The sequence below is a fragment of the Pseudomonas sp. MF09156 genome (genome assembly GCF_059862305.1).
Genome location: NZ_JCBCUR010000006.1, coordinates 121,343 through 148,137 on the forward strand (window position 1 = coordinate 121,343; position 26,795 = coordinate 148,137).

General features: G+C 59.2%; 29 protein-coding genes. 9 read left to right on the top strand and 20 right to left on the bottom strand.

Annotated features, from left to right (window positions below; genetic code table 11):
• Nucleotides 1–270: 270 nt before the first annotated feature.
• Nucleotides 271–423 carry a DUF3309 family protein gene (locus AC19YY_RS16175; protein ID WP_032863216.1) on the top strand — a complete coding sequence of 51 codons (153 nt, stop codon included), beginning with the start codon at nt 271–273 and terminating at the stop codon, nt 421–423.
• A gap of 68 nt (nt 424–491) precedes the next feature.
• On the opposite strand, the gene AC19YY_RS16180 is transcribed toward AC19YY_RS16175, so the two are convergent.
• The 5 genes from AC19YY_RS16180 to AC19YY_RS16200 form a co-directional block, all read right to left on the bottom strand.
• Nucleotides 492–2,579 carry an LTA synthase family protein gene (locus tag AC19YY_RS16180; protein ID WP_169952780.1) on the bottom strand — a complete coding sequence of 696 codons (2,088 nt, stop codon included), beginning with the start codon at nt 2,577–2,579 and terminating at the stop codon, nt 492–494.
• Nucleotides 2,580–2,971: 392 nt separating this feature from the next.
• Nucleotides 2,972–3,163 (bottom strand): PLDc N-terminal domain-containing protein, encoded by a 192-nt coding sequence (locus tag AC19YY_RS16185; protein WP_003172956.1) that lies wholly within the window; start codon nt 3,161–3,163, stop codon nt 2,972–2,974.
• Between the two features lie 67 nt (nt 3,164–3,230).
• Entirely contained in the window at nt 3,231–3,761 is a 531-nt protein-coding gene (locus tag AC19YY_RS16190; protein ID WP_169952782.1) for a hypothetical protein, read from the bottom strand.
• Between the two features lie 41 nt (nt 3,762–3,802).
• Entirely contained in the window at nt 3,803–4,318 is a 516-nt protein-coding gene (locus AC19YY_RS16195; RefSeq protein WP_170042765.1) for an ankyrin repeat domain-containing protein, read from the bottom strand.
• A 109-nt stretch (nt 4,319–4,427) separates the two neighbouring features.
• Entirely contained in the window at nt 4,428–6,254 is a 1,827-nt protein-coding gene (locus tag AC19YY_RS16200; RefSeq protein ID WP_172314023.1) for a long-chain-acyl-CoA synthetase, read from the bottom strand.
• A 350-nt stretch (nt 6,255–6,604) separates the two neighbouring features.
• On the opposite strand from AC19YY_RS16200, the gene AC19YY_RS16205 reads away from it, so the two are divergent.
• Entirely contained in the window at nt 6,605–6,883 is a 279-nt protein-coding gene (locus AC19YY_RS16205; RefSeq protein ID WP_038447301.1) for a DUF3509 domain-containing protein, read from the top strand.
• A 53-nt stretch (nt 6,884–6,936) separates the two neighbouring features.
• On the opposite strand, the gene AC19YY_RS16210 is transcribed toward AC19YY_RS16205, so the two are convergent.
• The 4 genes from AC19YY_RS16210 to aroC form a co-directional block, all read right to left on the bottom strand.
• Nucleotides 6,937–7,239: a response regulator transcription factor gene (locus AC19YY_RS16210; protein ID WP_169952788.1), complete on the bottom strand. Its 303-nt coding sequence runs from the start codon at nt 7,237–7,239 to the stop codon at nt 6,937–6,939.
• Nucleotides 7,240–7,453: 214 nt separating this feature from the next.
• On the bottom strand, nt 7,454–7,999 hold the full coding sequence (locus AC19YY_RS16215; RefSeq protein WP_169952790.1) for a 1,2-dihydroxy-3-keto-5-methylthiopentene dioxygenase: 546 nt from the start codon (nt 7,997–7,999) through the stop codon (nt 7,454–7,456).
• 46 nt (nt 8,000–8,045) lie between these two features.
• Nucleotides 8,046–9,194: an MFS transporter gene (locus AC19YY_RS16220; protein ID WP_500604519.1), complete on the bottom strand. Its 1,149-nt coding sequence runs from the start codon at nt 9,192–9,194 to the stop codon at nt 8,046–8,048.
• A gap of 10 nt (nt 9,195–9,204) precedes the next feature.
• Nucleotides 9,205–10,296: a chorismate synthase gene (aroC, locus tag AC19YY_RS16225; protein WP_170042763.1), complete on the bottom strand. Its 1,092-nt coding sequence runs from the start codon at nt 10,294–10,296 to the stop codon at nt 9,205–9,207.
• A 142-nt stretch (nt 10,297–10,438) separates the two neighbouring features.
• Here aroC and AC19YY_RS16230 point away from each other — a divergent pair, with 142 nt between their 5' ends.
• Nucleotides 10,439–11,401 (top strand): alpha/beta hydrolase, encoded by a 963-nt coding sequence (locus AC19YY_RS16230; protein ID WP_500604520.1) that lies wholly within the window; start codon nt 10,439–10,441, stop codon nt 11,399–11,401.
• Between the two features lie 100 nt (nt 11,402–11,501).
• Nucleotides 11,502–12,305 (top strand): hypothetical protein, encoded by an 804-nt coding sequence (locus tag AC19YY_RS16235; protein ID WP_170057020.1) that lies wholly within the window; start codon nt 11,502–11,504, stop codon nt 12,303–12,305.
• Between the two features lie 123 nt (nt 12,306–12,428).
• On the opposite strand, the gene prmB is transcribed toward AC19YY_RS16235, so the two are convergent.
• Nucleotides 12,429–13,337, bottom strand: coding sequence for a 50S ribosomal protein L3 N(5)-glutamine methyltransferase (gene prmB, locus AC19YY_RS16240; RefSeq protein WP_169952800.1), 909 nt, complete (start codon nt 13,335–13,337; stop codon nt 12,429–12,431).
• 238 nt (nt 13,338–13,575) lie between these two features.
• Here prmB and AC19YY_RS16245 point away from each other — a divergent pair, with 238 nt between their 5' ends.
• The 4 genes from AC19YY_RS16245 (at nt 13,576) to AC19YY_RS16260 (ending at nt 15,959) form a co-directional block, all read left to right on the top strand.
• Nucleotides 13,576–14,166 (top strand): cysteine hydrolase family protein, encoded by a 591-nt coding sequence (locus AC19YY_RS16245; protein ID WP_169952802.1) that lies wholly within the window; start codon nt 13,576–13,578, stop codon nt 14,164–14,166.
• A gap of 142 nt (nt 14,167–14,308) precedes the next feature.
• Nucleotides 14,309–14,629, top strand: a complete 321-nt coding sequence (locus AC19YY_RS16250; protein ID WP_169952804.1) for a hypothetical protein — start codon at nt 14,309–14,311, stop codon at nt 14,627–14,629.
• A gap of 76 nt (nt 14,630–14,705) precedes the next feature.
• Nucleotides 14,706–15,263 (top strand): Smr/MutS family protein, encoded by a 558-nt coding sequence (locus tag AC19YY_RS16255; protein WP_169952807.1) that lies wholly within the window; start codon nt 14,706–14,708, stop codon nt 15,261–15,263.
• Nucleotides 15,264–15,602: 339 nt separating this feature from the next.
• On the top strand, nt 15,603–15,959 hold the full coding sequence (locus AC19YY_RS16260; RefSeq protein ID WP_115129373.1) for a hypothetical protein: 357 nt from the start codon (nt 15,603–15,605) through the stop codon (nt 15,957–15,959).
• Here AC19YY_RS16260 and AC19YY_RS16265 read toward each other — a convergent pair.
• Nucleotides 15,901–16,458 (bottom strand): lysis system i-spanin subunit Rz, encoded by a 558-nt coding sequence (locus tag AC19YY_RS16265; protein ID WP_463989376.1) that lies wholly within the window; start codon nt 16,456–16,458, stop codon nt 15,901–15,903. The two genes, AC19YY_RS16260 and AC19YY_RS16265, sit on opposite strands and share 59 nt — an antisense overlap.
• Nucleotides 16,458–16,883, bottom strand: coding sequence for a cell wall hydrolase (locus AC19YY_RS16270; RefSeq protein WP_115127804.1), 426 nt, complete (start codon nt 16,881–16,883; stop codon nt 16,458–16,460). Before AC19YY_RS16270 ends, AC19YY_RS16265 begins: the two co-directional genes overlap by 1 nt.
• Before the next feature lie 189 nt (nt 16,884–17,072).
• On the opposite strand from AC19YY_RS16270, the gene AC19YY_RS16275 reads away from it, so the two are divergent.
• Complete coding sequence (locus AC19YY_RS16275) at nt 17,073–18,440, top strand: hypothetical protein (protein WP_170060773.1); 1,368 nt, start codon at nt 17,073–17,075, stop codon at nt 18,438–18,440.
• A gap of 692 nt (nt 18,441–19,132) precedes the next feature.
• Here AC19YY_RS16275 and AC19YY_RS16280 read toward each other — a convergent pair.
• From AC19YY_RS16280 to AC19YY_RS16315, 8 genes are all read right to left on the bottom strand, one after another.
• A complete protein-coding gene (locus tag AC19YY_RS16280; protein WP_115129372.1) occupies nt 19,133–19,381 on the bottom strand; it encodes a hypothetical protein in 249 nt (82 codons plus the stop codon).
• 29 nt (nt 19,382–19,410) lie between these two features.
• Nucleotides 19,411–19,782 carry a hypothetical protein gene (locus tag AC19YY_RS16285; RefSeq protein ID WP_115127802.1) on the bottom strand — a complete coding sequence of 124 codons (372 nt, stop codon included), beginning with the start codon at nt 19,780–19,782 and terminating at the stop codon, nt 19,411–19,413.
• Complete coding sequence (locus AC19YY_RS16290) at nt 19,779–20,312, bottom strand: glycoside hydrolase family 19 protein (RefSeq protein WP_115127801.1); 534 nt, start codon at nt 20,310–20,312, stop codon at nt 19,779–19,781. The genes AC19YY_RS16285 and AC19YY_RS16290 overlap by 4 nt, the downstream gene beginning before the upstream one ends.
• A gap of 62 nt (nt 20,313–20,374) precedes the next feature.
• The gene (locus AC19YY_RS16295) at nt 20,375–20,923 is read right to left on the bottom strand and encodes a tail fiber assembly protein (RefSeq protein ID WP_115127800.1); all 549 of its coding nucleotides are present in this window, start codon (nt 20,921–20,923) and stop codon (nt 20,375–20,377) included.
• 2 nt (nt 20,924–20,925) lie between these two features.
• Nucleotides 20,926–21,684, bottom strand: a complete 759-nt coding sequence (locus AC19YY_RS16300) for a hypothetical protein (protein ID WP_500604521.1) — start codon at nt 21,682–21,684, stop codon at nt 20,926–20,928.
• A 38-nt stretch (nt 21,685–21,722) separates the two neighbouring features.
• Nucleotides 21,723–22,448, bottom strand: a complete 726-nt coding sequence (locus AC19YY_RS16305) for a hypothetical protein (protein WP_397470011.1) — start codon at nt 22,446–22,448, stop codon at nt 21,723–21,725.
• Between the two features lies 1 nt (nt 22,449).
• A complete protein-coding gene (locus AC19YY_RS16310) occupies nt 22,450–22,845 on the bottom strand; it encodes a hypothetical protein (protein WP_092236114.1) in 396 nt (131 codons plus the stop codon).
• A gap of 30 nt (nt 22,846–22,875) precedes the next feature.
• On the bottom strand, nt 22,876–26,787 hold the full coding sequence (locus AC19YY_RS16315) for a TipJ family phage tail tip protein (protein WP_500604522.1): 3,912 nt from the start codon (nt 26,785–26,787) through the stop codon (nt 22,876–22,878).
• Nucleotides 26,788–26,795: the final 8 nt, after the last annotated feature.

Genomic DNA, 26,795 nt, shown 5'->3' on the forward strand with positions numbered 1-26,795 from the left:
CGGCCCATGCACCATCAAGTTGCTGAATGCCCGGGGCAAACCAAAAGCCCGGTCGGATGCCGGGGCCTGGGGTAAGTTCAATCTTTTTAAACTAAGTGCGACACAGCACAACAATTAAAAAGGAAATAAGCCAGCGGCCAAATCGCATTAAAAAAACAGGGAATTTTCTGCAAAGTGCAGGAGTCGGATCAGTTAAGGCAGCCGTTTTAGATGTTCGGCTCTGGTATTAACAATCTGGTCTTTTCAGAAGACGAATAAGGAAAACACACTATGAGCCTCATTCTTATCATTGTTCTGATCCTCCTGCTGGTCGGCGGTCTGCCGGTGTTCCCGCACTCGCGCAACTGGGGTTATGGGCCATCGGGTATTCTCGGCACGGTGCTGGTGGTGCTGTTGATTCTGTTGCTGCTGGGCAAGATATAACCCCCCAGCGTTAAAAAAATGCAAAAAAAAGAGGCCTTGTAAAAGGCCTCTTTTTTATTGCCGGGCGATTAGTCCGGCTTGCCGTCCACTACGCCTGCGGTGTTATCCAGCAGGCTCTTGGTGGCGGTTTGCAGGAACGACTCAAGTTTCTGCTTGAGTTGCGCCTCATCCGCCGACTCAGGGATCACCTTGCCACTTGGGTTGGCGCCCAGTTCGTATTGCCACAGCTTGGGTGGCATTTCCTTGGGCAGTACCAACACGCGGTCAGCGGTGAGCAAGGCCACGGTCTGGTCGCTGCCCGAGGGCTTGATCACGCCAAAGCCCTTGTCGCCTTCCGGCAGGTTGAGCAGGTCACGGCCCCAGCACTGGTGGCGGGTTTCCCCGCCCAGGCGGCCCATGATGGTCGGCACGATATCGATCTGCGTGCCCACGGTGTGGTCACGCACACCGAACTTGTCCTGCACGCCCGGTGCGATCAGCAGCAGCGGCACGTTGAAGCGGCCCAGGTCCATTTCGGTGATCTGTTGCTCGTTACCAAAACCATGGTCGCCGACGATCACAAACAGAGTGTCCTTGAAGTACGGTTCCTTGCGGGCCTTCTCGAAGAACTGGCCCAGGGCCCAGTCGGAGTAGCGCATGGCCGTCAAATGCTCGTTGAGGCGACCACGGTCAGTCACCGCCTCGACCGGCAACGGCGTCGGCAAGGCGTACGGCGTATGGTTGGACAGGGTTTGCAGCAGGGCGTAGAACGGCTTGCCGCCTTCGCGTGCCTTCAGTTCCTGCAGGCCACGATTGAACATGTCCTGGTCGGACACGCCCCAGGTCGGATCGGAGAACACCGGGTCGACGAAGTCATTGCGGCCAATGAAGTTGGTCATGCCCTGGTTGCTGAAGAAGCCCGACTGGTTGTCCCAGGCGAAGTCGCCGTTGTAGACATACACGTCGTCGAAATCACGGGCACTGAGCAATTGCGGCAGGCCCGACAGCTTGTGGCTGCCTTCGGGGGTCTGCATCAGGTATTCGAAGCCTGGCAGGTTCGGGAAGCAGGCCATGGTGGCGAACATGCCCTGGTGGGTATGGGTGCCATTGGAGAAGAAGCGGTCGAACAGCAGGCCTTCCTTGGTCAACTCGTCGAAGTACGGCGTGATCTTGCCGCCACTGCCCAGGGCGCCCACCGAGTGACCGGCGAAGCTTTCCATCAGGATTACCACGACGTTCTTGATCGGCAGGGTCTTCTCGGCCGGTGGCGTAAAGTCACGGCGCACGGCGGCAGTGTCGGTATCCACCAGTTTTTCGTCAGGCAGCACCAGCATGTCGCGCACGGTCTGGGTGGCCAGCGGCTGCTCCAGGGTGGCTTTCCAGACGTTCTCGCGGTGCTCGGAGAACCGCGCCTTGGCCGCCCCGATCAGCGACAACGTACCGTTGAGGCCCAGGTGGTTGGCGAAGTTCGAGTCGGTGGTGTACACGTCACCCCAACGCAGCGGCGGGCCCTGGCGCAGGGTGCCGCGCGCGGCGACCACGGCAATCAGCAGGCACACCACGAACACCGCGATGCGGCTGTACCACGGCGCGACCTGGCGGGTGCCGACGGTGCCACCGCTGAACGGGCCACGGGGGCGCGTTGCGCGGTCGGCGCCCTTGAAGGCGATGCTCAGGATAAACGTACCCACGGCCCAGCCCAGCAGGTAGCGCACCACCGGGAAACCGTACCAGAGCATGCTCATCACGGTTTTCGGATCTTCCTTGACGTACTGGAAAACCAGGCCGTTGAGGCGCTGGTGGAACTCGCGGTAGAAGTCCATCTCCATCAGGCCGAGGAACAGCGCAATACTGGAGACCACGGTCAGCCACAGCCGGAAGAACCCGCGGGCGGCCATGGCGCGCACGCTGAACAGGGCCAGGATCAGCGGGATGCTCAGGTACACCACCAGGCGCAAGTCCAGGCGCAGGCCATTGGCGAACGCTTCCAGGAAGGTCGCGGCCGGGGTGTCGAGCATCATGTCGCGGTTGTACACCAACAGTCCCAGGCGCAGCAGGGAAAGCATCACCATCATGACCAGGGCGCAGAGCAGCGTGTAGGCCAGGTGGGATTTGACGGTCGGTTGCAGCAGGCGATTAGCAGCTCGCTGCTGATTCAGGGCGTCCGGGTTTGCCATGTTGTTTGAGGACCCATTGGAAGTTTAAGTTGCGAAATAATGCAGCGGCGTCCTGCCCCGCCAATAAAGGCGCAGGGTCCAGGGTATTACGCGGTGGGCAGATGGTGCCCGATCAACGTCGGCAACGCTATTGATTACTCATTGCGCAGGGCTCCTGGCGGCACAGACGGACCGTGGCAGGAAAATAAAGCGGGGGAATTGTCTTGGATGAAGTGTGAAAATTTTGTGCAGCGAATATCTCGAAACACAAATCTACAGAACACAGCGTAATTAAAGGTGGGAGCGGGCTTGCTCGCGATAGCGGTGTATCAGTACCAGATTGATTGGCTGACACACCGTTATCGCGAGCAAGCCCGCTCCCACATTATTTATCTGCTTGTGCGCGCTAAGGGTCAGATCCGCACATTGCCCCGTGGCCCGGCGATGGCCCAGATAATCAGGCCCAGTACCGGCAACAGCAGGATCAACAGGATCCACAACACTTTGGCCCCGGTGCTGGCGCCGCTTTTGAACACGTTGATGATCGCCCAGATATCCAGCGCCAGGATGATCAACCCGATCAGACCATTAAATGTGGAACCCATGGTGTCGCTCCTAAGTGAGGGTTTGCCTGTTTAGGATAGCCAGCCCTGGCCAGGGTTCCGTTTTATTTCAGACATGCACTGCGATGCGCAGGGCTTCCAGGGACGGTTCGCCCTTGATCCCGAGTTCGGCACACAACGCCAGCACCCGTGGCACGTCGTTGCCATACACCAACACCGCCTGGATTTCGTCGTCGAGCAACTGGCTGAAGTTCATCAGGGTATAGCCGCCGTTTTCCGGGTTCATGGCGTCGAGCTGGATCTGGATGCGATTGAGCGCCGTCAGGGCTTCGGTCTTGGCCAGTTGCTTGGGCTTGAGGTTGAACGCTACGTCGGGGCCAAAGGAGGCGACGATCTGGGCGAACAGGTCCTGGTAGGTATCGGCCTGGAACAGCACCGTCTCCGGCAGGCTGCCCACCACAATCCACTCGCCCAGGGGGATGGGGAAGCTGTCGTCGTAGTTGATATCGGGGTTGGCCGCCAGGAATCCATCGGCATCGGCGTATGCCTGACTGGCCTCATCGGCGATCCGCACGATCTCGGCGTCGCCCAGGCAACCGGAACTGATTTTAGTGATGAGTTCGACGAGCGCGGTGTTCATGGGCGAATCCTGTGGCGAGGCTGATTTTGAGGGCGCAAAGCCTACACCAGTTTTTGCAACTGCGCCGTCGTATCCGCTGCTCCCATGGTCTGGGCCGCACCCAGCGCAGTCACACCCTGGGCATCCGTGGCCTTGGGGTTAGCCCCGACGCTGAGCAGGTACTCGACCATCTCGGTACGGTTGAACATCGCCGCCATCATCAGCGCCGTGCGGCCATCGGCAGAAGCGCCGTCAACCGGGTTGCCGCCCTCGATCAATGCCTTGACCACCGCCAGGTTGCCCTTGAATGCCGCGCCGGCAATCGGCAGTTGGTTCTTGTCGTTGGCGATCTGCGGGTCGGCCTTGAACTCCAGCAGCACCTTCACCGCCTCGGCGTGCCCGTGGTAGGCGGACAACATCAACAAGGTGTCGCCATTGTGGTTACGCAGATTGACCGGCAAGCCCTTGGCCAGCAGCGCGGCCAGCATGGCGGCATCGCCTCGACGGGCGACGTCGAAGACCTGCTCGGCAAATTCGGCGGCTTCTTCTTCGGTCATTTGTTTGGCTTGATCTGACATCTGCGGCTCCCTGGAGGGTGTGGCGTAAGGCCGTCAGTTTCCCGAGCAGCGCCACGCCTGTCACCCCTTTTCTATCGAAAGCTTCGATAGCCAGACTCTATCAAGTGCCTTAGTAGCGATACTTTCCACCCTGGATATCCGCCAGCACCTGGCCGGTTACCGGTACGTAGGCATCCGTACCCGGCAGCCAGGCATACAGTGGATCGTCGCCAACCCGGGCCGGGTCGAACGCTTCTTCCTTGAGCCGCACCTTCTGGTACTTGAAAGTGCCGGTGGTTTCCATCTTCACCTTGATCCGCAGGAACAGCGGCACCGCATAGGCTGGCATCTGGCTCTGGGCGAATTGCAGCAACGCCTGCATATCCAGGGTGGCCAGGGATTCGGACGGGGTAATCGCGGCCATCCCGGCACGACCGTTGGTGTTGGCGATTTCCACCCCGTAGGCCACCGCCTCAGTGATCTGCGGGTGCTGCATAAAGATGTTCTCCACTTCGGTTGTGGAGACGTTCTCGCCCTTCCAGCGATAAGTGTCGCCCAGGCGGTCGACGAACTGCGCATGGCCAAAGCCGATACTGCGCAACAGATCGCCGGTGTTGAAATAGCGATCGCCCTTCTCGAACACATCGCTCAACACCACCTTGCGGTTCTTTTCCGGGTCGGTGTAGCCATCGAACGGCGCTTTGTCGTCGATCCTGGCCAGCAGCAGGCCCTGGCCGCCCTTCTGCACTTCACGCATAAAACCATTGCTGCCACGGATCGGCTCGCAGGTGTCGTGGGCGTAGTCCACCAGCGCCCAGTGCATCAGGGAAAAGCCGATGGTGTTGTCGAAATTCAGCACGTTGGTGAAGCCGATATTGCCGTCGCTGGCCGCGTACAGCTCGCAGATATGATCGACGCCAAAGCGCTCCTTGAACGGCCCCCAAACACCGGGACGCAAGCCGTTGCCGATCATCTTCACCACGCGGTTGTCGCGGTCGCGCTCGCTGGGCGGCTGGTCGATCAGGTAGCGGCACAACTCGCCGACGTAACCCAGGGTAGTTGCGTTGAATTTGCGCACATCGTCCCAGAACTGGCTGGCGCTGAACTTGCGCCGGATGGCAAACCCCGACGCGCCGGCAATCGCCGAGCCCCAGCACACACACAGCCCGGTGGCGTGGTACAGCGGCAGGGTGCAATAGACGACGTCTTCAGGACCCATGTCCAGGGCAATGGTGCCGAAGCTGGCCGAGGACTTCATCCAGCGGCCATGCTTGAAGATGCCGGCCTTGGGCAAGCCCGTGGTGCCGGAGGTGTAGATATAGAAGCAGGGGTCGTTGAAGTAGATCTGTTGGCTGCTGGCCGGGTTATCCGTCGAGCAGTCCGCGCTGGCGGCCATCAGGTCGATATAGCCCTGGGGCACCGGCGCCGCCTGCTGATCGGCGACATACCAGGTACGCAGCGGATCAATCGCCACCTGCCCCCGCACCGCGTCGAAGGCCTCGACCAGTTCGGCGCCGACTACAATCGCCACGGGGTTGACCAGGGTCAGGCTATGCACCAGCACCGCCTGGGTTTGCGCGGTGTTGAGCATGGCGCAGATACCGCCGATCTTGGCCACCGCCAGTACAGTCAGCAACAGCTCGGGGCGGTTTTCGATAAATAGGGCGACCACATCGCCCTTGCCAATGCCTTGGGCCTGCAAGTGATGGGCGATGCGATTGGCGTGCTGGTTGGCCTGGCGGTAACTGAGCACCTGGTCGCCATATAACAGCGCGGCGCCCTCGGGGTTGCGCTGGGTAGCCTGCTCGAAGGTCCAGCCCAGCCCGCAGGGCTGGTCGGGGTCAGTGATGTTGGCGACGCGGATCCCGCGCACCAACCGTGGCAGGGCCCGGACAATGGTCGGCACCTTACGCAACATCATGCCGAGGGTGATCATCTCGCTGTTCGGATTGCTCATGCACAGAAGTCCTTTTTCTTATTGTTGGTAGGGTGCGCGGGCCTTCATGCGGCGTAGGACCGTTCCTGAATGACTTGCAGGAAAATACGACAGCCGTTCCCTGGCTGTACACGCAGGATTTGCAATGTTTTGTATCCCGCCCAGAGGTAAACGCCAGCACCGCTCGTCAGCGGCCAATAGCGCAAAATGCAGGATGCACGATGGCCATTCATGCATATTGCACGAATCTGAAAATTTCGAATTTTTATAAGATGCTGATTTATATGATGTTTTTATAAATAGCGATACTGGCACAATCACTGCACCTATCACTCCATGCCGCACAACACGAGCCAATGGAGCCGATAGACATGAGCCTGATCCAAGACAAATTCGCTTCTGTATTCTCCAACTACGACGTCACCACCCAGCCACGTCCCGACGGTGGCATCCTGCTGACCCTGCGCAACACCGAGGGCAAGCAGATCAAGCGCTCGATCTCGTACCAGCAACTGCACACCGCCGACCAACTGACCTGGGTCATTAGCGCAATCCGCCGTGACCTGGCAGAACAGGCCAGCGAGTTGCCACAGATTTCGATGCTGCAAAGCCAGCACCGCTTTGCCCTGCCGACCTACCACTCGGCCTGACTACCAGCTTGTTTCCCAGGGCCGTGAAGCCGTTGCGCTTCACGGCCCTTTTTTTACCCGCATAAACCGCGCCGGATCGCTTCGCTTGCCGCCTGGACCCGGTTATTGACGTGCAACTTGCTGTAGATATTGCGCAAATGAAACTTCACCGTGGCCTGTGAGACACAGCGGATCCGGCTGATTTCCCACACTGTCTTGCCCTCCGTGGCCCAGCGCAGTATTTCCAACTCCTTGGCGGTCAACGGTTTATCCGGCAACGCCAGTTGCGCGCCGCCGGCCTGGCCGTCGCATGCCTGTACACAGGCTTCGTCTGCCGCAGGCTCCACGGATGGGGTTGGCTCCTCTGGGCTGCTCATACATACCTCTCCGTCTCTTATTGATTTGCACTGTCAATAATCGGATTCCTCCTATTGACAGACGAAATACACAGCGACGGGAGAGTTACATAAAGCCTGGGATTAACACATCGACCCACAGACAAATAGCTGGAACTTACAAACTATAGAGCCCATTCCCACAAACTTTTCCAACTTAGGTGTATTGAATAAGTTTCCGGAGAGTGAACTAACGTCAATCATCCAACCCAGGGAAATGTTGGGCGATGTCACTGCCGCTTACTTGCGCAACGGCCCCGGACGCCGTCTGGAACAGGCTGATCGCGACCACGCGCGGCTCTTCCCCCAAGTCGAACCAGCGCGGCATGCCGGCAGGGATGCGCAGCAGGTCGTGTTTTTCGCAGAGCACCGTGTACACGTAATCGTCGATGTGCAAGCCGAGCAACCCACGCCCGGCGGCAAACAGGCGGATTTCGTCGGCATCATGGCGATACTCGTCGCGCAAACCTGCAGCCACGGCATCCTTTTGCGGATGCTCGCGACTCACGCTCAACACCTGCACCTGCGCATAACCGTGTGCCGTCATGCAGGTGTCGATTTGCGCCTGGTACGCTGCGCTCACCTCGGCCGCACTGGCGCCGGCCTCGACACGGGTACTCGCCTGCCAGCGCTCGAAACCCACGCCCTGCTCGGCCAGGGTCGAGGCAATGTCGTCAGCGTGGGTCAGGACCTTGTTCGGGGTGTCCGGGGTAGAAACGTGATAAACGCAAAGAATGCTCATAAAAAGGGTCCTCGGGCGGTAAGAGTCTGCAGATGATGGGCCGGGCTCACGGCCGCTCCTCGGGCAAGCGCTGCGCCATGATCAACGCAGCGGCCAGGGCTGCGAGGCTGGCGATACTGAAGGTCAGGGTCGGTCCCAACTGGTTCCAGCTATACCCGGAATACAAGGCGCCCAGCGCGCCGCCGGTACCGGCCAGCGCGGCGTAAAGGGCCTGGCCCTGGCCTTGTTGGCGCGCACCGAAGCTGCGCTGCACAAATTGGATGGCCGCTGCATGAAAGCTGCCAAAGGTTGCGGCATGCAGCAATTGGGCAAATAGCAGCGCCCACAGGAACTCGGCGAACGCGCCCAGCAACAACCAGCGCAACGCCGCCAACAGGAAACTGGCCACCAGCACCCGGCGCACCGAGAAGCGCGAGAGGATCCGGCTCATGGCCATGAACATCAGCACTTCCGCCACGACGCCCAGAGCCCACAACAGACCAATCACGCCACGGCTGTAACCGAGGCTTTCCAGGTGCAGGGTGAGGAAGGTGTAGTACGGGCCGTGGCTCATTTGCATCAAGGCGACACAAGCATAAAACGCCAGCACACCTGGGCTGCGCAGTTGCCGCAGGAAGCCGTCGCCGGCACCGCGCTCGCCCGTGGCAGCCGGCTGGGCATTGGGCACCCACCAGCTGGCACCGATGATACCGGCCATGATCAATACGATCGCCACCGGGTAGATATCCAGGCTCAGGGCCTCGAACAGCCGCCCCAGGGCGACGACGGCGAGGATGAACCCCACCGAACCCCACAGGCGGACCTGGCTGTAGCGCGAGGTCTGGCCTTGCAGGTGCGCCAGGGTGATGACCTCGAACTGCGGTAATACCGCGTGCCAGAAGAACGCATGCAGGGCCATCACCAGCGCCAGCCAGGCGTAGCTCTGGCTGACAAAGATCAGCGAAAAACTGAGCAGCGTACACACCGCGCCAAAACGCACGATGGCCAGGCGCCGACCGGTGTAGTCCCCCAGCCAGCCCCAGATATTGGGGGCCACGCAGCGCATCAGCATCGGGATTGCAACCAACTCGCCAATACGCGCGCTGGAGAACCCCAGATGATGGAAGTACAGCGCCAGGAACGGCGCCGTCGCCCCCAGCAGGGCGAAATAGAACAGATAGAAGCTGGAAAGTCGCCAGTACGGGAGTGCGGTCACGGTCAGACCGTCACAGCTGGCCCAGTACCGGGGTACTTACACGCACATCGGCATTCTGCCCACGGTGCCGCAGCAGGTGATCCATCAGCACAATGGCCATCATTGCCTCGGCAATCGGCGTGGCGCGGATGCCAACGCACGGGTCATGGCGGCCCTTGGTGATCACATCCACCGGGTTGCCATGCACATCAATGGAGCGCCCCGGCGTGGTGATGCTCGACGTCGGCTTGAGCGCCAGGTGCGCCACAATCGGCTGGCCGGACGAGATGCCGCCAAGAATGCCGCCCGCATTGTTGCTGACAAAACCTTCTGGGGTCAGCTCATCGCGGTGCTCGGTGCCGCGCTGGGCCACGCAGGCGAAACCGGCGCCGATTTCCACGCCCTTGACCGCGTTGATGCTCATCAGCGCGTGGGCCAGTTCAGCGTCCAGGCGGTCGAAAATCGGCTCGCCCAGGCCCGGCATCACCCCTTCGGCGACCACGGTGATCTTTGCACCCACCGAATCCTGGTCACGGCGCAGCTGGTCCATATAGGCCTCCAGCTCCGGCACCTTGTCCGGGTCGGGGCTGAAGAAGGCGTTGTCTTGCACACTGTCCCAGCTCTTGAACGGGATTTCGATCGGGCCCAACTGGCTCATGTAGCCACGGATCACAATGCCCTGGGTTGCCAGGTACTTCTTGGCAATGGCCCCGGCGGCCACGCGCATTGCGGTTTCCCGCGCCGAACTGCGGCCACCGCCACGGTAGTCGCGCTCGCCGTATTTATGGTGGTAGGTGTAGTCGGCGTGGGCCGGGCGGAACAGATCCTTGATTGCCGAGTAGTCCTTGGACTTCTGGTCGGTGTTGCGGATCAGCAGGCCAATGGCGCAGCCGGTGGTGCGGCCTTCGAACACGCCGGAGAGGATTTCGACTTCGTCGGGCTCCTGGCGCTGGGTGGTGTGGCGGCTGGTGCCAGGCTTGCGGCGGTCGAGGTCGCGCTGCAGGTCGTCCAGGGACAGCTCAAGGCCGGGCGGGCAGCCGTCGACAATGGCGACCAACGCCGGGCCATGGCTTTCGCCCGCGGTGGTGACAGTGAACAGCTTGCCGTAGGTATTGCCGGACATGCAGAGCGCTCCGTGAAATCAGTTGAATCAACTCAACCGTGATAACTAAGCGCGCCAGTATACGCAGGCTCACCCAGTAGTTCATCCTCGAAACCTTCCCGGTAGACGTTGGTCCAACCGGCACCTTCCTCATGATGGCGCGATGATGCTGCGAGTTTTGCTGTTCACCCTCACCCTGTTCTGTACCGTCGCCCACGCCGCCAGCCCTGTGGTGCTGCAACGCCCCATCAGCCTGGACACCGGCAGCGGCGAGTTGTTTGGCTCTCTGTTGCTGCCCCAATCTGACAAACCGGTGCCCGTGGTGCTGATCATCGCCGGCTCCGGCCCCACCGACCGCAACGGCAACAGCGCCGAAGGGGCACGCAACGACAGCCTCAAGCGCCTGGCCTGGGTCCTGGCCCGGCATAACATTGCCAGCGTGCGCTACGACAAACGCGGCGTGGCCGCCAGCCTCAAGGCCACACCCGACGAGCGCAACCTGACCCTGGACGCCTATGTGGCCGACGCGGTGGCCTGGGGCCAATTGCTCAAGACCGATCCACGTTTCGGCCCCCTGGTGGTACTGGGCCACAGTGAGGGCGCCTTGGTGGCTGCCCTCGCCGCCCCTGAACTCGAGCCCGCCGGGGTGATCTCCCTGTCCGGCAGTGCCCGCCCGGTAGACCAGGTGATTCGCCAGCAACTGGCAGATCACATGCCGCCGGCCCTGCTGCTGCGCAGCAACCAAATCCTTGATCGACTCAAGGCCGGCCAGGTGGATGCCGATGTACCAGGCCCGCTGCAAGGGATTTTCCGTCCCAGCGTGCAGCCATACCTGATCAGCCTGTTTCGTGCCGACCCCGCCGCGGCGTTCGCCCGCTTGACGATGCCGGCCCTGATCGTCCAGGGCACCACCGACCTGCAAGTGGGAGTGGCCGATGCCGAAAGGCTCAAGCAGGCCAAACCCGACGCAGAACTGGCGGTGATCCCCGGCATGAACCACGTGATGCGCATCGTGCCCAACGATGTGAAACAGCAATTGAGCTCCTACAACGACCCGCAGTTGCCCCTCGCCGATGCGCTGGGCAGGCGCCTGGTTGGCTTTATCGACGGACTTCGCCCCCGATAAGCGACTATTGCCCCTCCAGTCCTGGAGAAAACGGCCGATAAGCACAGGGTCGACAGCAAAAAGACTGTCGACTTGCTGGGCTTGGACAGGATCGCGCCGAATGACGAACACCGAAGCAGTACCACAACCTCCCGCCGACACCACCGCCGACACCGAAGCGGCGGCTGCGGCTGCGCTGCCGTGGGCAGAGGTTGAGGCCGAACACTTCAAGATGCTGCGCCTGGCGCCCTTGGCCACCGACCGCGCCACCGGCGCCCGACCATTGCGTTTTGTGCAATTTGGCTATGCCGAGCGCAACAACAAGGACCACAGCCTGCTGCGCATGGTCATCCAATTACCCGCCCAACGGGTGCGACGCGAACAGAATCACCTGGACGTGTGGGTCGACCACGCCACCCACCGCGTGCATTTTGGCCCGGGCAACAGCCTGGAAATCGAGCCGGCCAACCGAGGCCTGGGCCGCTTCCTGGTGGCCCAGGGTGCCGCATGGGCGAAAAAGAAGTGGTCGCACTATCGCGTCGACGGCGTGGACCTGGCGAACAAGGATGCATTGAACGAAGCCACCCGCCTGCGCCGCGACCACTTTTTGCGGATCCAGGGATTTGATGTGGCCTATGCCGATGTCCAGCATCTGAAGGGGCATGTGCAGCCGGGCAAGGTCAGCGAAGTGCTGGACAGCTGGAACACCGAGAAGGTGCAGTTCGTGGAAATCCTCGAAGCCGCGCAGATGCTGCAACAGGCTGAGCAGAACCTGGCGGAGCAGGAAGTGAAGCTGCGCCACGAAGAAGAAAAGGTCATCAAGTTCAAGCGCGAGGACAGCGGCCTGCGTTTCACCATCACCTGCCTGGTGGCGTTCACCGTGTTCCAGGCGGGGCTGTTGATCTGGATTGCGACGCACCGCTGACAACACGCTTTAACTGATCAAACCAAATGTAGGAGCTGGCTTGCCTGCGATGCAGACGACTCGGTGTATCAGCCACACCGAGTTGATGCCATCGCTGGCAAGCCAGCTCCTACATGGACCGGGTTAGACCCTGGAGGCAAACACCGCCTGATGCTCCCGGCACTGCTGCGCCGTCAGCATGAACACGCCATGGCCACCGTTCTGGAATTCCAGCCAGGCAAAATCCACTTCCGGGTACAGCGCTTCAACGTGCACCTGGCTGTTGCCCACCTCGACAATCAGCAAACCCTTCTCGCTCAGATGGTCGGCCGCCTCGGCCAACATCCGGCGCACCAGGTTCAAGCCGTCGTCACCGCAGGCCAGGCCCAACTCGGGCTCGTGCTGGTATTCGTCGGGCATGTCGGCAAAGTCTTCGGCATCGACATACGGCGGGTTGGACACAATCAGGTCGAAGCGCTGGCCGGGCAAACCGTCGAAGCCGTCACCCTGCACGGTGTACACGCGCTCGTCGACGCCATGGCGCTCGATGTTCTGGTTGGCCACTTCCAGCGCTTCGAAGGACAAGTCCCCCAGCACTACTTCGGCTTCCTGGAACTCGTAGGCACAGGCGATGCCGATGCAACCGGAACCGGTGCACAAGTCGAGGATGCGCGCCGGTGGCTGGGCCAGCCAGGGTTCGAAACGGTTTTCGATCAACTCGCCAATCGGGGAGCGCGGGATCAGCACGCGCTCGTCGACAATAAACGACATGCCGCAGAACCAGGCCTCTTTCAACAGGTAGGCGGTGGGCACGCGCTCGTGGATACGCCGATGCAGCAGGCGCTGTACGTGGGAAATCTCTTCTTCTTCGAGGTTACAGTCCAGATAGCTGTCGGCAATTTCCCAAGGCAGGTGCAGCGCACCCAACACCAATTGCCGGGCTTCGTCCCAGGCATTGTCGGTACCATGGCCAAAAAACAGGTCTTCCCCATGGAAACGGCTGACAGCCCAACGGATATGGTCGCGCAAGGTGCGCAGGCGGGAAGTGATCACGGGGCAAGCTCCAGGAAAAAACGACTGGCAATTCTAACAGCCTTAAGCTGTACGGACGATGTATGAAAAACCTTTGCGCCACGTCGGATTTAACCTGATTCAAGGTTTTTCTGTTACACCGCAGTCCCTCTTGACATGGCTGTAGGCCAACAACGGCGCACCTTACGTTAGTAGCGATTCACAGAACCGCTCAGCCAGAGGACAATGTCGCAAAAGCCCCACTCACAGGAGCCCCAGAATGTCCGTTCCAAAGACGATGTTTCAACTCAGCGGTCGCGGTTACGCACCGGCCAATTTGAGCCACGCGACCCTTGTGATCATCGATGCCCAGAAAGAATATTTGAGCGGCCCGCTCGCCCTGTCAGGCATGGACGCCGCCGTAGAAAATATCCAGCAACTGAGCGCTGCCGCACGCAGGGCCGGGCGGCCCATCGTGCATGTCCGCCACTTGGGCACCGTCGGTGGCCTGTTCGACCCCCAGGGCGAGCGCGGCGAGTTCATCCCCGGCCTGGAGCCGCAAGCTGACGAAACCATCATCGGCAAGCTGCTGCCCAGCGCTTTCCACGGCACGCTCCTGGAAAAAACCCTGCAGGACCTGGGCTCCCTGGACCTGATCGTCTGCGGCTTCATGAGCCACTCCAGCGTCAGCACCACCGTGCGCGCGGCGAAGAACCTGGGCTTTCGCTGTACCCTGGTGGAAGACGCCTGCGCCACCCGTGACCTGCCTTACAAAGGCGGCATCCTCAGCGCCGAACATGTCCAGCAGACCGAAATGGCCATCATGGCCGACAACTTCGCCACCCTCGCCCTGACCCAAGATCTGATCTGATCGCCCTGTCGATGAGCGGCGCGGCCACCGCAACGGCCCCGCTCATCCGCTAAAGCCTGTCATTTACCGCAATTGCCTCCCAGCCCGGAACAAGTTGTTTATCTTCCGGTCGAAGGGCCGATACCCTGGAGGAAAGGTCGGAATGAAGATATCCGATGGTTTTGACGCTCGTCGCTTGCGCCCCAAGGGCCCGAGCAACTGGCGTCTGCGCCTGGGCGTGGCATTTGCCGCGTTGCTTGCGTTGTTTGGCTTACTGCTTGCGTTGGCCGGTGGTGCCGGCCTGTTGGGCCACTCGCCCGCGCTGGGCGAACTGAATGCCAGCCCGGGCGGTGCCGCCGTGCTGCTGGGCAGCGGGCTGTTGATCCTGTGGCTGGGTGTCTGGTTGTGGCGCCGTTGCCGACGCCGTATGCGCCAGCCCCTGGCGCTGAACATTGCTTCGCACCTGATGAAAAAGCACGATTGAGGGAACACTGATAGCGTTTTGTCCCGCATCAACCGCCTCGATTTGGGTAAACTGCCCGCCCTTCGCGGAGGCTGACATGCAAGACGACGATTTTTCCCTGTTCAAGAACGAGCTGCGCGGCGTCAAGCCGATCAAGCACGACCGCGCCGACACCGGCAAACCCAAGGCCGACCGCGCGCAGATCGCCAAGCTGCGCCAGGCGGCCACGGTGCGCACTGACGCCACCACGGTGGACGGTCTGTCGGACCAGTTCGTGATTGACGTAGGCCCCGAAGACGATTTGATGTGGTCCCGCGATGGGGTCCAGGAAAGCCAGGTGCGCAAGCTCAAGGCCGGGCAGATCCCCTTCGAGGGCAGCCTCGACCTGCACGGCATGACCGTGGAAAAGGCCCGGGAAACCCTGTGGGCCTTCCTCGCCGAAGCCACCAAATTCGAAATCCGCTGCGTGCGCGTGACCCACGGCAAAGCCGTGCGCCTGGACGGCAAGCGCCCGATGATCAAGAGCCACGTCAATACCTGGTTGCGCCAGCATCCCCAGGTGCTCGGCTTCACCTCCTGCCAACCACGCCACGGCGGTGCCGGGGCGGTGTATGTGATGCTCAAGCGCACGATGCTCGAAGGACGTGACGAGTAACCCACGCTTGCAGCGATCTGCCGGCCACCGTACCCTTGCACTTTGCGAAAATCCCACAGGTAGTTTCATGTCCCTGGAACAGAATTACACAGCGATTTTCAATGGGTAGTGGTAAGTAGTAAAAGCCAATGAATCCGGGGGTTTGCTCCCTCAGAAACACCCGGATTTACCCTGGCAAACACGGTCATTGGTACAAAAAGTGGTACAAGATTAATCCCCTCCCCCGGCGTCCTGCCGACCGAACACCAAACCAAAATCCCCTACAGCTCGTCGCCTCACATCGCACAACCTGCAAACCTCGATTACTGTATGCGCATACAGTATTCGGATTACCCCACAATGAACATCGACGAAGACACCTCGACGTGGCTTGGGTGCCCTACGCCCCTGGAAATGTACAAGCACCAATGCGCGCTACTCGAGGACGAGCTCACAACCGCCTATCGCCTGCTGAGCAAGGCACGGGCGAACGTTGCGGGCCTGGTCCAGATGAATGACCTGCTCGCCACCCGAAAAGCGTCGGCAGAGACGGCACTGAGGGACGCCCTTGAGCGCATATCGGCGATGGGCAATGACCAGACTGACAAGAGAAGCTTTCAAAGCGTCGACCTGGTGACCGATCAACGCGACCATCTCTTCAGGGAGAATCAGCGGCTGCTGCTGGAGTTGAAAGTATTGAGGGGGCCACAGCCCTGACATACGCCTGGCATGCCCGCAGCGCGATCAATCCTTGGTCGCCGGCATCGGTGATGGCGACAATTCGTTGAGCATGCGCTGGGTCAAGTTGGGCTCGACGGGCTGCATGAACCACGCCGACGGCGCCGGAGGCGGCAGGCACGTTGCAGCCACTGGCTGAATCCGTGGCGTCGAGAAGGACTGACAGCCGCAAATCAGTAGTAGCAAGGCGGTCAAGCAGGCGGGCCTGGTTGCGTTGAGCATCGGAAAGTTCTCGGGTGTGTTGTTGATCGGAGGTGGCCAGCGTCTTCTCCAGGCCCAGGCGCCTGTCCTGCTCGTCGCGCACTTGCTTGATGGCCACCGCGCTGATCCTGTCCAGCTCGTCCTGGTGCAGGCCGGCCTGCTCGGCCAGCGTCTTGCCAGTGCGCCACTCCTGAACCTGCCAGGTGACGCCGGCGGCGCTGGCCATCAGCGCCAGGATCAGCACCACCAGCCCGGCCAGCTTCTGTACGGGCGTCATCACGGCACGTCCTTGAAAAAGATGTGGTGCCCCAGGCGCAGCGTTTGCTTGGCCTTCGCCGCCCAGGCCGGGGCCTTGGGCATCGTGGTTGCGTAGTAGTGCGTGGCCCCGCCGGTTGGATCCGGTACCGCACCGGCCATCACCTGGTCAGCAGCACGCTGGGCCTGGGCGAGTTGCGCGGCCGGGATCGGCTTCGCACCGCTGAGGTAGGCGTAGTTCGAGTCGTTCTGGTTCCAGCAGCTGAACTGCCATGGCTTCAGGCACACGCCGGCGTAGCCTTCGCCCCACCAGGACTTGGCCTTGCCGTCGAACACGCGGTTGCGGATGGTCCAGGCCACGGCGATCTGGCCGTCCAGGCCTTCACCACGGGCTTCACCCCATAGCGTGCGCGCCAGGATGTCCCGGTCTTTATCGGAAGTGGTCATGCTTTTCTCCAGGCAAAAATAAACCCGCTCAATGACGGGCACAAAATCTCAAATGTGGCAGTTATCACTTATCTGACGTTCGATACTTACACGCCCGGCGTTCTCTTGTAGAATCCGGGCCATTAATAATTTACCCCCGGCTGCACCGGAGAAAGGGAATTCATGAAACACAAAAACTGGAGAGCAATTATGATCAACAGCAAAGGACCTTTGAGGATCCTTAGGTGCCTGGACTTGCGCCTATCCCTTGCGCTATGCCTCATCCTTGCCGTAATTTCCACTCTTTCAATATATCCATTTATTGCTACCGCCGATGGACTTGCAAGAATTGCATCTGCCGTGTCTTCCGGAGGTGGATTTACTGTTCTGCCTCCGATGCAGTCATATTTTATGAAGGCGTCGATTTGGCTTGTTGGAGGGCTGGGGCTTTACACGTTGTTCCAGGTTTTTTCTTTTTACGCCGCGACAGCAATAACCTATAAATTCTTGTTAAATGACTTCCCGCCTGCTACTGCATTTTTTTCCTCAATATTGACAATTACAACTCCAATGTTTTTTGTTTTTCCCGCTATTATTACTGACTCAGCATTGGTATTTACTTGCATTGCATTAATTGGAGTTATGATAAGCGCTATAGAGCCAATGAAGCTAAATAAGATCTCCAGCTTTTTTGCACTCACAATTCTGCTTTGCATTCTATTTGGGATGCGACTCAATTCAATAGCAGTGGCACCTGTAATTGTTATTTTGATTTTACTATTTGCTAAATCATTTAAGTGGCATGCCATTGCAGCAATCATTATATCTACTGCGTTCGTATTTTACATAAACAGCGATCTCAGGAAAAACTCAAGACCTGAAGCCCTGGGTATGGCCTGGGAGATAGTGGCTATTGCCAAAAGCCAGCCAGGTGAAGAGCGGCTAAAGCACTCTCTAGATTTTTGCGGAAGTACTGAGGGAGCTATAGAGAAATATAACGAACGGTACCTGAATGCCGTTTTTTGGGATGGCGCCCCGCCTCTACCAGTGACCTGCATAACCTCTGTGGAGGGCAGCGCCAAAGTAAAAGCCGTATACTTTTCAATGATTAAAAGCCAGCCATTGGACTGGGCATTGATGAAGCTTTCTTTTTGGGCTCGCGTATATGGCATGACAGCCCCCCTGGAAAGCATTAAAAGGGGTATTCACGACGTTGACGAGAAAACCATTGAGTGGGGCGGAAGAAACACTACTCAGCAGGCGTCTATGCGTGAATACTTCTTCAATGGAGCTGAAAGTCTTGGCTCTTTAGTTTACCGACCTTTCGTAAGTGTACTGCTATCAATGCTGTGCCTTGTGTTCATTTTTGACAAAAAGATTTTCCCTCGCTTTTTCTGCATCTGGGCGATTGCCAACGCTTATTACGCTGGCTTCTTGATTTCCGCACAATCGATGGAATTCAGGTATTTCGCGCCAACCTTCTATGTGAATTGCATAATAATTGTTTCATTGATAGCATATTCTGTTGCAAGGCTCTATAGAGTAGCCAGTAAGAAAAGTGGCGAGGCCATCCAATAAAAATGGATATCGCGGGGATGCCAACATTATGGCAGCCCCTTGCACTCTCCAATTAATTCACCATGTATTTACTTTGACTTTTCAACAGTAAATGTAAATGCAGTATAAAACGCATTGCAGTGATTACTGCGGATCAGTATTTGCAAGGCCAAGTCGTCATGAGTAATCACCCGTAACGCACGGAAATGCACCCGTTGGTTCCAGAAGTGGTCCCAGCGGGTATTTTCCGGCCTATGCAAAAATTGCATAACCCCATCCCCGGCGTCCTGCCGACCGAACACAACTCCTTAATTTACAGCTTTACTTCAATAGCGGCTCCCACGTTTAATTCGCGTGGGCGCTGGCGGGTAGCAGGACAGCATGCACGCTTAGCTATCCACCAGTGACCCTCTCATTTTCGTGCGATCAATCAGTTGCAATGGTTGACAGCTCGACCAAATCGCTCCGAAGCTTGGTTGACAAAACCCCGAATTCGCCATAATGGGACTTTCTAGGAAGAATTCCTGATAACGGAATTAGGTCCAAGCAGGCCGCATCATCTTTTGTGATATCTTCCCGCCACGCCCGCTTTCATTGAGGGATAGGCTTTGCTTTTTGTGCGTGTTAGTTTTCGCGACCGCGAATGTAGGTCTGAGTCGTCATTATTCTTAAAGCGGATTTTCAGCTCAGTTTTATTCTTTTTGAGTTGAGGCCTACCGGCAGGCGCCAGACGCTGCAACAAGCTCTCGCTCGTACCCGATCCGCTGTCGACGCTCGGCCAGCAGCGCACGGACCTTCAGCTCCACGCTGTCAGATTTCTTCAAGCTCGCTGTAGCCCAAGGCGGCACTGCAACCTCCTGCGTCTTGCACGGAACCAGCACCGGCACCTCCACCCGAACAGTGCGCACCTCGGGCTCTCGCGTTCCGCACCCTGCCAGCACAAAACACAAAGCGACCATCATTACACCAGGTGTAAAGCCGGTAGTCCGCCTCATAATCCCAACTCCTGATCAATGATCAATGCTGCTGCCTGGGTTGGATCGCCGCCGGTTCGCTCTTGCAATAACCGGTTTGCTGCGGCGTAGTCAGGCTTGGCCAACTCTCTAGCACCTGCCTGAGCCTGAGCCGCCAGTGCCTCCCGCTCATTGCCAGCCAGCACCAGCTCGCCGAGCTTCCTGCCCTGCTCGCCCGCCAGCGCTTCCAGATTGTTGCGCGCCGACTGAGCGCTGGCCAGGCTGGTGTTCGCGGTGTCGAGTAGCGGCCGGTAATGCCGGGTAGCCAGCCACACACCACCACAAGCGCCTAAGACCAGCAAAAGGATCATCGCCGATCCCAGGCAAGCCAGCTTCTGTCCGGGCGTCATGCGAGCACCTTCTGTGCCTGGGCGTAAAGCCGCTGGCGATCCTCAAGGCCATTGACCCCTCCATTGACCCGGCGGGTGATCTTCACGAACTCGCCCTTATCTGCCAGGGTGTTCAGGCCTTTCGTCGACCAGAACCAAGCCGCCGACATTGCAGCGTGCTGCGGCTGCTCCAGAAGCTCAGGCTGATTGATCAGGTCCAGGCCCAAGGCCTCACCGCACGCCGCGTAATTGGCCCGGCCAGTGATCTGGACAAGCCCCCGGCCACGGTACTTTGAGCCATCCCCTTTAACGGTGTTGCCCAGGTCAGCACGGCCTTCATATCCGGCCTGCTGCGCCGTGGGGCCCCAGATCTCCCGCACATAGCGCAACTGGCCCGACTCATGCCCGACCTGGGCGATGAACGCCGCAATGCGAGCAATGGTGACAATTCCGTATTTGCTCATGGCCGTGTTCAGCACAGGAACAAAAACGCCGGCTTGGCGGCCGGCGTTCGGGAGAATCCGCAGCAACTGCTGCTCGGTGATTGGCATAGCTCTCTCCTGGCAAAAATAAACCCGCTCAATGGCGGGTGTGGTCGACTACGGCGCCGATGCTACGGCGCGGCGGGCCAATCAATAGCGAGCGGGTAGCCTTCCTGATCAGGCACGCGATTCAGGGCCACGCGGTATTTCTTCCAGGCCTTGAGGGTCGCCAGCTCTGCCTCGGTCCCTTCGTCGATATCGACCGCGTCCTGAAGTGGCGCGATTGCGTAATCCGCCTCGGCTCGCAGGTGCGCGATCTGGGTTTGTGCAGCCACCACAGGATCCAGCGCCGGCGGCGGCAGCTCTTCCTGTGGGGGAAGATCCGGCACCAGGATGTGCAGCGTGATCATGACCTTCAAATCGTACGGCTCGCCCTCTTTGGTCACAGTGACCGTGAGTAGGCCGTCCTCAAACGAGATGTTCGCCTCGGCGGGGCTGTCTGCTGGGTGGAGCCCGTAGCCCCAGCCCTGATCGATGGGCGGAAATGGGACCATGCCCTGCGTGCCGGTGACGCAGTAGACGCCCACGTCCTTGCGAGAACAGGTCACATCCGCCCCGCCAAGCGAGACGAAATCAAACTTTTCACCCGCGCCAGTAACGTTAATTGCTGCTCTTGCCATGATCAGATCGCTCTTAGTGTGTTGTCGGCCATGCGGGTGGTGTTGCCGGTGTGGTAAACACGCACCCAGGGGAGAAACCCGTTGTAGGCAGAGCGGAACAGAAGTTGGTTGTCGCCGTTGTAAACCATCAACTGGGCACCTACACGACCAGCACGCCTCAGGCTTATGCCGGTTGCATTGATCGCTTCTCCGGTACCGCCTGGATATGCCGCATTCCCAGCAATGAATGCTCCGCCGAGATTGTCGTATGCCTCGTTCCAGTCGGCGATCACTACGCTATCTGCGCCAACTCCAAAATCCCCGACTTTCAACACACGGCCACCCGTAGTGTCGCTATTACCCACGGTCACGGTCGCTGTTGCCGCAGTACCCAGCCCCAGGCCCGAGCGCCCCTCAGCCTGGTTTCTGCCACCAGTACCGCCCATGGCCACCGGCACAACATCCTGAGTGGACACATCACCCAGGCCCGCGAGCGTTGCGCCCCACTGCTGAACCATTTGGTTCACTGCGTCGGCCAGGGCTTTGGGATAGCCATTGACAGGCACGATCCCGTACCCGGCGCCGCCAACGGCCGCACCACGGTATGCCGGGGAGATCGACAACGAGGTATCGCTTGCAGGGTTGATCACTTGATAGATGCCCTGGTCAGGGCCGACGAACATATCCCCGGCACGGCAGTTCGAGAACTTGGTGCCAACGCCCGTTACTGTCGGGCTCCCGTTCTGCACGCTCACAGTCCCTTCTGAAAACCAAGAAGCCATAGGTTTCTCCAGTTGAGTGCCCACATCAGCACTTGAAATTAGTTGTAGTAACGTTCTATTGGAAACTTGCAGACGGGAATGCTTAGACAAAAACCATCTGAGCCTTGCCAATAAAATCGTTCTAGGTAGTGCCTCTGATTAAAGATCTGCAACACCGGAACCCCACCCTCTAAAATTGTGATGCCCGCATATTTTGAGTCGTTTGCAAACCACATTATTCCTCGATCAAGGCTCGACACGCTTATAAAGTCGTCAGCATCTACCGTTACATCGCTGTAGTAGATATCTACGAAACGTCCTCTGCCTACCGTCCAATTCTTTGAAAACTTCCCATAACGAACAACCCTATCACTGGACACAAACATGATCCGGTTTTGCGCATCGCGCACTTCAAGTCCGTATTCAGATGAGCTGCTTTGGTCGGAATACTTGCAAGACACAAACTCCATTAAATAGTCTTGCAACACGCTTCCGCCCCGAACTGCTGATGTGACATGAAACCCGGTCCAGTTACCGGAAGATCCTTCAATGGAGGTATACAGCCCAAGGCTGGCGTGTGATGCCGATATCGTCCTCAAAAATATTTGGGGCGGTTCCACGGTGCGAATAGGTTTGGCAAAGGTAAACTGCCCTTTGCCTTCCTTGTCAGTGTAGCGAGACTGGATTCTGAACTGCCCTCGTTCGGAGAACACCAGTACTTTGTACACGCTGCTGATGCTGACAGATCCGTGATCGTTTACAGCGACAAAACCGTAGTCATCCATATCAATTTACCTTGACCACTTCTACGACGCTCTCCACAACATTGCGCGTCCACATCTCGCGGTTTTTCCCGCCACCACCACCGTCCGGCTCGCGGTAATTGATTTGTGTGTAAATCGCAATTCTTGTCCCGCCCAAGTTTGTGTAAGTCGGTAAGCCACCCCAAGTATCAGGGTAACCAGGCTGATCATACGGCGCGTAAACTTTGGGAGTGATCGTGACAAAGCAGGTGGCGGGGTCATAGCCTGGAACATCCATAAGGATGTACTCATAGTTAGAACCTCTTCCGCCACCAGTTGCCGCCGGGACTATCAACACCGCCAACTTCTGCAGGGTGAAATCCTCCATACCTAATGTTTTAACGCCGTTAGCGTCAAACACACTTAAACCAAAGTCCATGCCCACACCTCCCCTGCAACTTCAACCAAGTCAAAGCCTTAGATTGCCGGTCATAGTCCGACGCACGTCATTACCGTCATACACAGCAAGGCCGTTGTTATTGAGCAGAATCGATCCGCCAGTACCATCGCCACGAAGTGCGAATGTGCCTGACTTAACGTTGATCTCCAGCAATGGCCGACCTCTGGAGTCGACATCCTCAGATCGTAGCGTCATGCCCAGGATGATCTCCTGGATGAGCGCCTTGCTGATGATCGCGGTGTTGAACACAACCTGATTGTTCTGGACCACAAACATCGGGATAACTGTTCCGTCGATCTCGTTCACGACTGCAAAGCGCTGCGCGAAGATCAGGAACTCCGACTGTTCACCATCCGAACCAAACGCCAGCCCAGTAACAACCTTCCGACCATCCACAATGGTTTGAGCCTTCATGGTGGTCTGGGCAGACACCTTGCCGTCGAGCTGGACCACGGTCTCGCTGACGGCCTGCACAGATGCACTGGTCTGGCCGATGCTCGACTGCAGGGTCTCTGTCCTCTTGGCCAGCGCCTCAGTCGCAGTAGCCTGCACCTTCTTCTCGACCTCAAAGCTGGTTGTCGACTCCCAGGCCTTGATCGCGCCGGCAAGATCGCCAGAACCATCATCGCCGCGCACCGAAGCCCGCAGCGCCTCATTGCTGGACGCTTGAGACGTGACCTTACCGTCGAGGTTGGTGACCTTGGTGTCGAGGCCGGTGATGGCCTGGGCATTGCCGGCTACCTTCTGTTCGGTCAGCTCCAGGTCGCTTTTGAGCTGCGTCAGTTGAGTGGCTGCCGTCTGCTTGTTGGTGGCCACCACCTCCTCCAGCACGGTCAGCTCGGACTGGTTCGCCCCGACCCTGGCGTTGAGCGTGGTCAGTTGCCGCGCCATTGCATCGCTTTCTGACGCCCGTGTGCGCTTCTCAATCCCGAGATCAGCCGTCGACTGCCACCCTTTCACCGCGTCAGCCAAGTCGCCCGCACCATCATCGCCGCGGGCGGCCGAGCGCAGCGCCTCAACCGATGTCGCGGTGGCCACCACCTGGCCCTCGATCTCCTCGATCATGCTGGTGACCAGTTGAACCTGCTGGGCCAGCGCGTTGGTGGTTTGCAGGATCGTGCCGATGTCCTTCCAGTACAGCGGGTTTGGCGGTGCTTCGCCGGCCGGTACCGGGCCAATCGCCTGGTACAGGTGGCCATCCTTTTGCGTGAATGCGCCGGCGCCGTATGGCTTCGCCGGGTCGTATGGCTCTGCCCCGGTGATCTGTCCCAGCAACCCCTCCAGTTCTGCCTTGGCCTCTTTCAGCCGTTCGTTGACCGACCCGTCGCCGTCCCCCGAAATCAGGTCGATCTCTTCTCGCAGGCTTGGATACAGCGCGCCCTTGCCGATCTTGTCGGCGAAGTACTTTTCGTACTCGGTCTGGTCCGAGCTGGCCTGGCCATTTACCGCACCAGGGATCGGGAAGAACGGGCCAACGTTGCCGGTCCGGTCCACCAGGCGCGCCCAGAAGAACAGGCTCGCACCCGCCAGCAGGCTGTGCATTTCGTGCGTGGCCTGCGGGTAGCTGAAGTCGCTCAGCTTCTTGGCGGTCTCCAGATCGGCAGACTCGCTATACCAGACCTCCGTTCGCTGGGTGTCCTCTGCACCTGGTGGAAAACCCCACTGGATGCCGATGCCGTAGACCAGGCTGGTGGTGGTCAGGAACGCAACCGCCGGCGGCAAGCCGACCTTGCCGGTCAACTCGACCTCTGGACTACTACCCCAGATTGAGGTCACATCCATAGCGTTAGCCGAACTCACCCGGGCGACATAACGCCCGCTGTAGATGTTTTCTACCTCCGCGCCAAGGTTTCCGGTACGCGGCAGGCGCACCCAGTTCCCGCTGTCCTTGCGCCACTCCACGTTGTACGCAGTCGCCCCAGGAACAGCGTCCCATGTGATGCGCATGCCGGTGACAGCAATGCCCTGCGACACGACGCTGCGCGCCTCCAGGGTGATGTTCGCCGGCGGCGACATGACACCCGGCGGTAGAACGCTGGTGGGCTGCGGATCAATCCGGGCGCCGGTGTCGATGGCCGGAAACTTCAACGGTTCGTGCTGAGTCGCGGCGATCTTGAACTGGTGCAAGCCTTGAGGCTCGATGGTCTGCACTCGAAAGCGCATCACAGCCAGGTCAGCGCTTTCCACGGACCAGCTGCACTCAGGCTCAGGCAGCTCAGAATAGTCCGCCATCACGGTGACCAGGCGGCCCGATACCGACTTGACGATTCGCCCCTCTGACTTGCCGCTTGGCAGGTTCAGGATCAACCGGTCCTCTTCATGCACCTCGGCATCGATATCCAAGGTGATGACGCGCCTGGTGGCCGCACTGATGCGCCCGCCATTCGGCCGCCCCGAGAACATCTCATCAGCCACGCAGATAATCTGCCCAGGCTCAACGTTTTGGCCTTCCATGCCGGTAGTGAAGCTGACAGACCACTCTTCGTACTGCTCGGACTTCAGCGCCCAGACCCCGTGACGGATCGCCTCGCCCTCGACGGTGCAGGCGAAGCGGGAGATATCGAGCATCCGGTGGCCAAGCGAACCGATCAGTTCGTCATTGGTAACAGGGGCCGGCTGAGTCTTGAACTCGTTCTCTGGGTTGTCCCAGGCCACCTTGGCCCGGGTGTGTCGGTCAGGGTACGCAGCAGCGACGTATTCAAATTCACCGATGATGTTCGAGCGGGTGAAAACATAGCCGTCTTCATTGCCCGGGATGTCAGCCACCATGGTGACCTTGGATCCGTTCCAGCAGCTGCTGCCACGAAACACGCTGGCCAAGTCCGACAGCAGCGCGTAGCCCTCTATCGAATCCTGGATGTAAACGTTGGTCGTCATACGGGGCTGCAAGCCGCCCTTGCCATCGGACACCATCACATCGCAGTAACGACCGATCTCGTAGAGCGTCCAGTGATCGACCATGTCAGCAGTGATGCGACGGCCCAGGCCATAACGGCGGTGCAACAACAGGTCGCGCCAAACCCAAACAGGGTTGTTGGTGTAGGCCAGCTTGAACGTGCCGTTCCAATCCCCGGTGTAGGTGCGGCTTTGCGGGTCATAGTTGGTGGGAACTTGGACGATCCGGCCCCGCATCAGGAAGCTGGCCTTCGGCGTGTCCTGGAATTGCTTGGCGTCAAACTGCAGGCCGCCCAGGGCCAGGTTTGGATAACGTAGCTTTTTGTCGATGACCTCGGTCAGGCCCTTGACCCGCATGAGATCGGCGAAGTTTGAGTCATTGCGGTTCGGCGTGAGCCGGCGAACACGCACAAGCGCGCTGGTGAAACCTTCCGGCAAGTCAATCCGGTGGGTGCGCTCGTACTCCGTGGTGCCCTTATCGTCCAGCGTGGCCGATACAACGGTCTGATAACTACCCCCATCGACGGATAGGTCGATGGCGTAATCAATGCGATAACCGATCTGGTCACCGTTGGTCTTTACCTGCCAGATCTGCGGCCAGGACAGACGGATACGAACCGCCGACAACTGCTGATCGGTAATGGCGCGCGTCCAGGCGTTGTCCGACTTCAGCTCAACCGGCAGGCCTTGTGAGGCCTCGTTTTCGATAGCCGGGAAGCCAGCGATATGCTCTTGGTCCACGGTGCCCGGGCGAAAATCCCAGATAGTGCCCGGGAAGTTCTCGCTCCCGTCCGGCGAAATCAGGGGTGTACCGTTGAGCTTAATCGACCGCTTGTCGTCCACCGGCCCAACAATCGGCCCCTCGCTCAAGGCATAAAGCAGCTTGACCGTGGCTACCGACAGCGCGCTATCTGGCGCCTTGTATGGGGTGTATGGCTTCTTCTCGCCACCCTTGCCGCCCATAATGCGGGCAGCAGCAGGCCGGCGCCGGCGCTTGGTAGCGGGCGCTGTTGCGGTCTTGGACATAGTTTTTC

What these genes read in the sequence shown, in the direction of transcription:
- AC19YY_RS16175 (WP_032863216.1), top strand. Translation starts at nt 271, where the DNA reads ATGAGCCTCATTCTTATCATTGTTCTGATCCTCCTGCTGGTCGGCGGT.
- AC19YY_RS16180 (WP_169952780.1), bottom strand. Translation starts at nt 2,579, where the DNA reads ATGGCAAACCCGGACGCCCTGAATCAGCAGCGAGCTGCTAATCGCCTG.
- AC19YY_RS16185 (WP_003172956.1), bottom strand. Translation starts at nt 3,163, where the DNA reads ATGGGTTCCACATTTAATGGTCTGATCGGGTTGATCATCCTGGCGCTG.
- AC19YY_RS16190 (WP_169952782.1), bottom strand. Translation starts at nt 3,761, where the DNA reads ATGAACACCGCGCTCGTCGAACTCATCACTAAAATCAGTTCCGGTTGC.
- AC19YY_RS16195 (WP_170042765.1), bottom strand. Translation starts at nt 4,318, where the DNA reads ATGTCAGATCAAGCCAAACAAATGACCGAAGAAGAAGCCGCCGAATTT.
- AC19YY_RS16200 (WP_172314023.1), bottom strand. Translation starts at nt 6,254, where the DNA reads ATGAGCAATCCGAACAGCGAGATGATCACCCTCGGCATGATGTTGCGT.
- AC19YY_RS16205 (WP_038447301.1), top strand. Translation starts at nt 6,605, where the DNA reads ATGAGCCTGATCCAAGACAAATTCGCTTCTGTATTCTCCAACTACGAC.
- AC19YY_RS16210 (WP_169952788.1), bottom strand. Translation starts at nt 7,239, where the DNA reads ATGAGCAGCCCAGAGGAGCCAACCCCATCCGTGGAGCCTGCGGCAGAC.
- AC19YY_RS16215 (WP_169952790.1), bottom strand. Translation starts at nt 7,999, where the DNA reads ATGAGCATTCTTTGCGTTTATCACGTTTCTACCCCGGACACCCCGAAC.
- aroC (WP_170042763.1), bottom strand. Translation starts at nt 10,296, where the DNA reads ATGTCCGGCAATACCTACGGCAAGCTGTTCACTGTCACCACCGCGGGC.
- AC19YY_RS16230 (WP_500604520.1), top strand. Translation starts at nt 10,439, where the DNA reads ATGATGCTGCGAGTTTTGCTGTTCACCCTCACCCTGTTCTGTACCGTC.
- AC19YY_RS16235 (WP_170057020.1), top strand. Translation starts at nt 11,502, where the DNA reads ATGACGAACACCGAAGCAGTACCACAACCTCCCGCCGACACCACCGCC.
- AC19YY_RS16245 (WP_169952802.1), top strand. Translation starts at nt 13,576, where the DNA reads ATGTCCGTTCCAAAGACGATGTTTCAACTCAGCGGTCGCGGTTACGCA.
- AC19YY_RS16250 (WP_169952804.1), top strand. Translation starts at nt 14,309, where the DNA reads ATGAAGATATCCGATGGTTTTGACGCTCGTCGCTTGCGCCCCAAGGGC.
- AC19YY_RS16255 (WP_169952807.1), top strand. Translation starts at nt 14,706, where the DNA reads ATGCAAGACGACGATTTTTCCCTGTTCAAGAACGAGCTGCGCGGCGTC.
- AC19YY_RS16260 (WP_115129373.1), top strand. Translation starts at nt 15,603, where the DNA reads ATGAACATCGACGAAGACACCTCGACGTGGCTTGGGTGCCCTACGCCC.
- AC19YY_RS16265 (WP_463989376.1), bottom strand. Translation starts at nt 16,458, where the DNA reads ATGACGCCCGTACAGAAGCTGGCCGGGCTGGTGGTGCTGATCCTGGCG.
- AC19YY_RS16270 (WP_115127804.1), bottom strand. Translation starts at nt 16,883, where the DNA reads ATGACCACTTCCGATAAAGACCGGGACATCCTGGCGCGCACGCTATGG.
- AC19YY_RS16275 (WP_170060773.1), top strand. Translation starts at nt 17,073, where the DNA reads ATGATCAACAGCAAAGGACCTTTGAGGATCCTTAGGTGCCTGGACTTG.
- AC19YY_RS16280 (WP_115129372.1), bottom strand. Translation starts at nt 19,381, where the DNA reads ATGATGGTCGCTTTGTGTTTTGTGCTGGCAGGGTGCGGAACGCGAGAG.
- AC19YY_RS16285 (WP_115127802.1), bottom strand. Translation starts at nt 19,782, where the DNA reads ATGACGCCCGGACAGAAGCTGGCTTGCCTGGGATCGGCGATGATCCTT.
- AC19YY_RS16290 (WP_115127801.1), bottom strand. Translation starts at nt 20,312, where the DNA reads ATGCCAATCACCGAGCAGCAGTTGCTGCGGATTCTCCCGAACGCCGGC.
- AC19YY_RS16295 (WP_115127800.1), bottom strand. Translation starts at nt 20,923, where the DNA reads ATGGCAAGAGCAGCAATTAACGTTACTGGCGCGGGTGAAAAGTTTGAT.
- AC19YY_RS16300 (WP_500604521.1), bottom strand. Translation starts at nt 21,684, where the DNA reads ATGGCTTCTTGGTTTTCAGAAGGGACTGTGAGCGTGCAGAACGGGAGC.
- AC19YY_RS16305 (WP_397470011.1), bottom strand. Translation starts at nt 22,448, where the DNA reads ATGGATGACTACGGTTTTGTCGCTGTAAACGATCACGGATCTGTCAGC.
- AC19YY_RS16310 (WP_092236114.1), bottom strand. Translation starts at nt 22,845, where the DNA reads ATGGACTTTGGTTTAAGTGTGTTTGACGCTAACGGCGTTAAAACATTA.
- AC19YY_RS16315 (WP_500604522.1), bottom strand. Translation starts at nt 26,787, where the DNA reads ATGTCCAAGACCGCAACAGCGCCCGCTACCAAGCGCCGGCGCCGGCCT.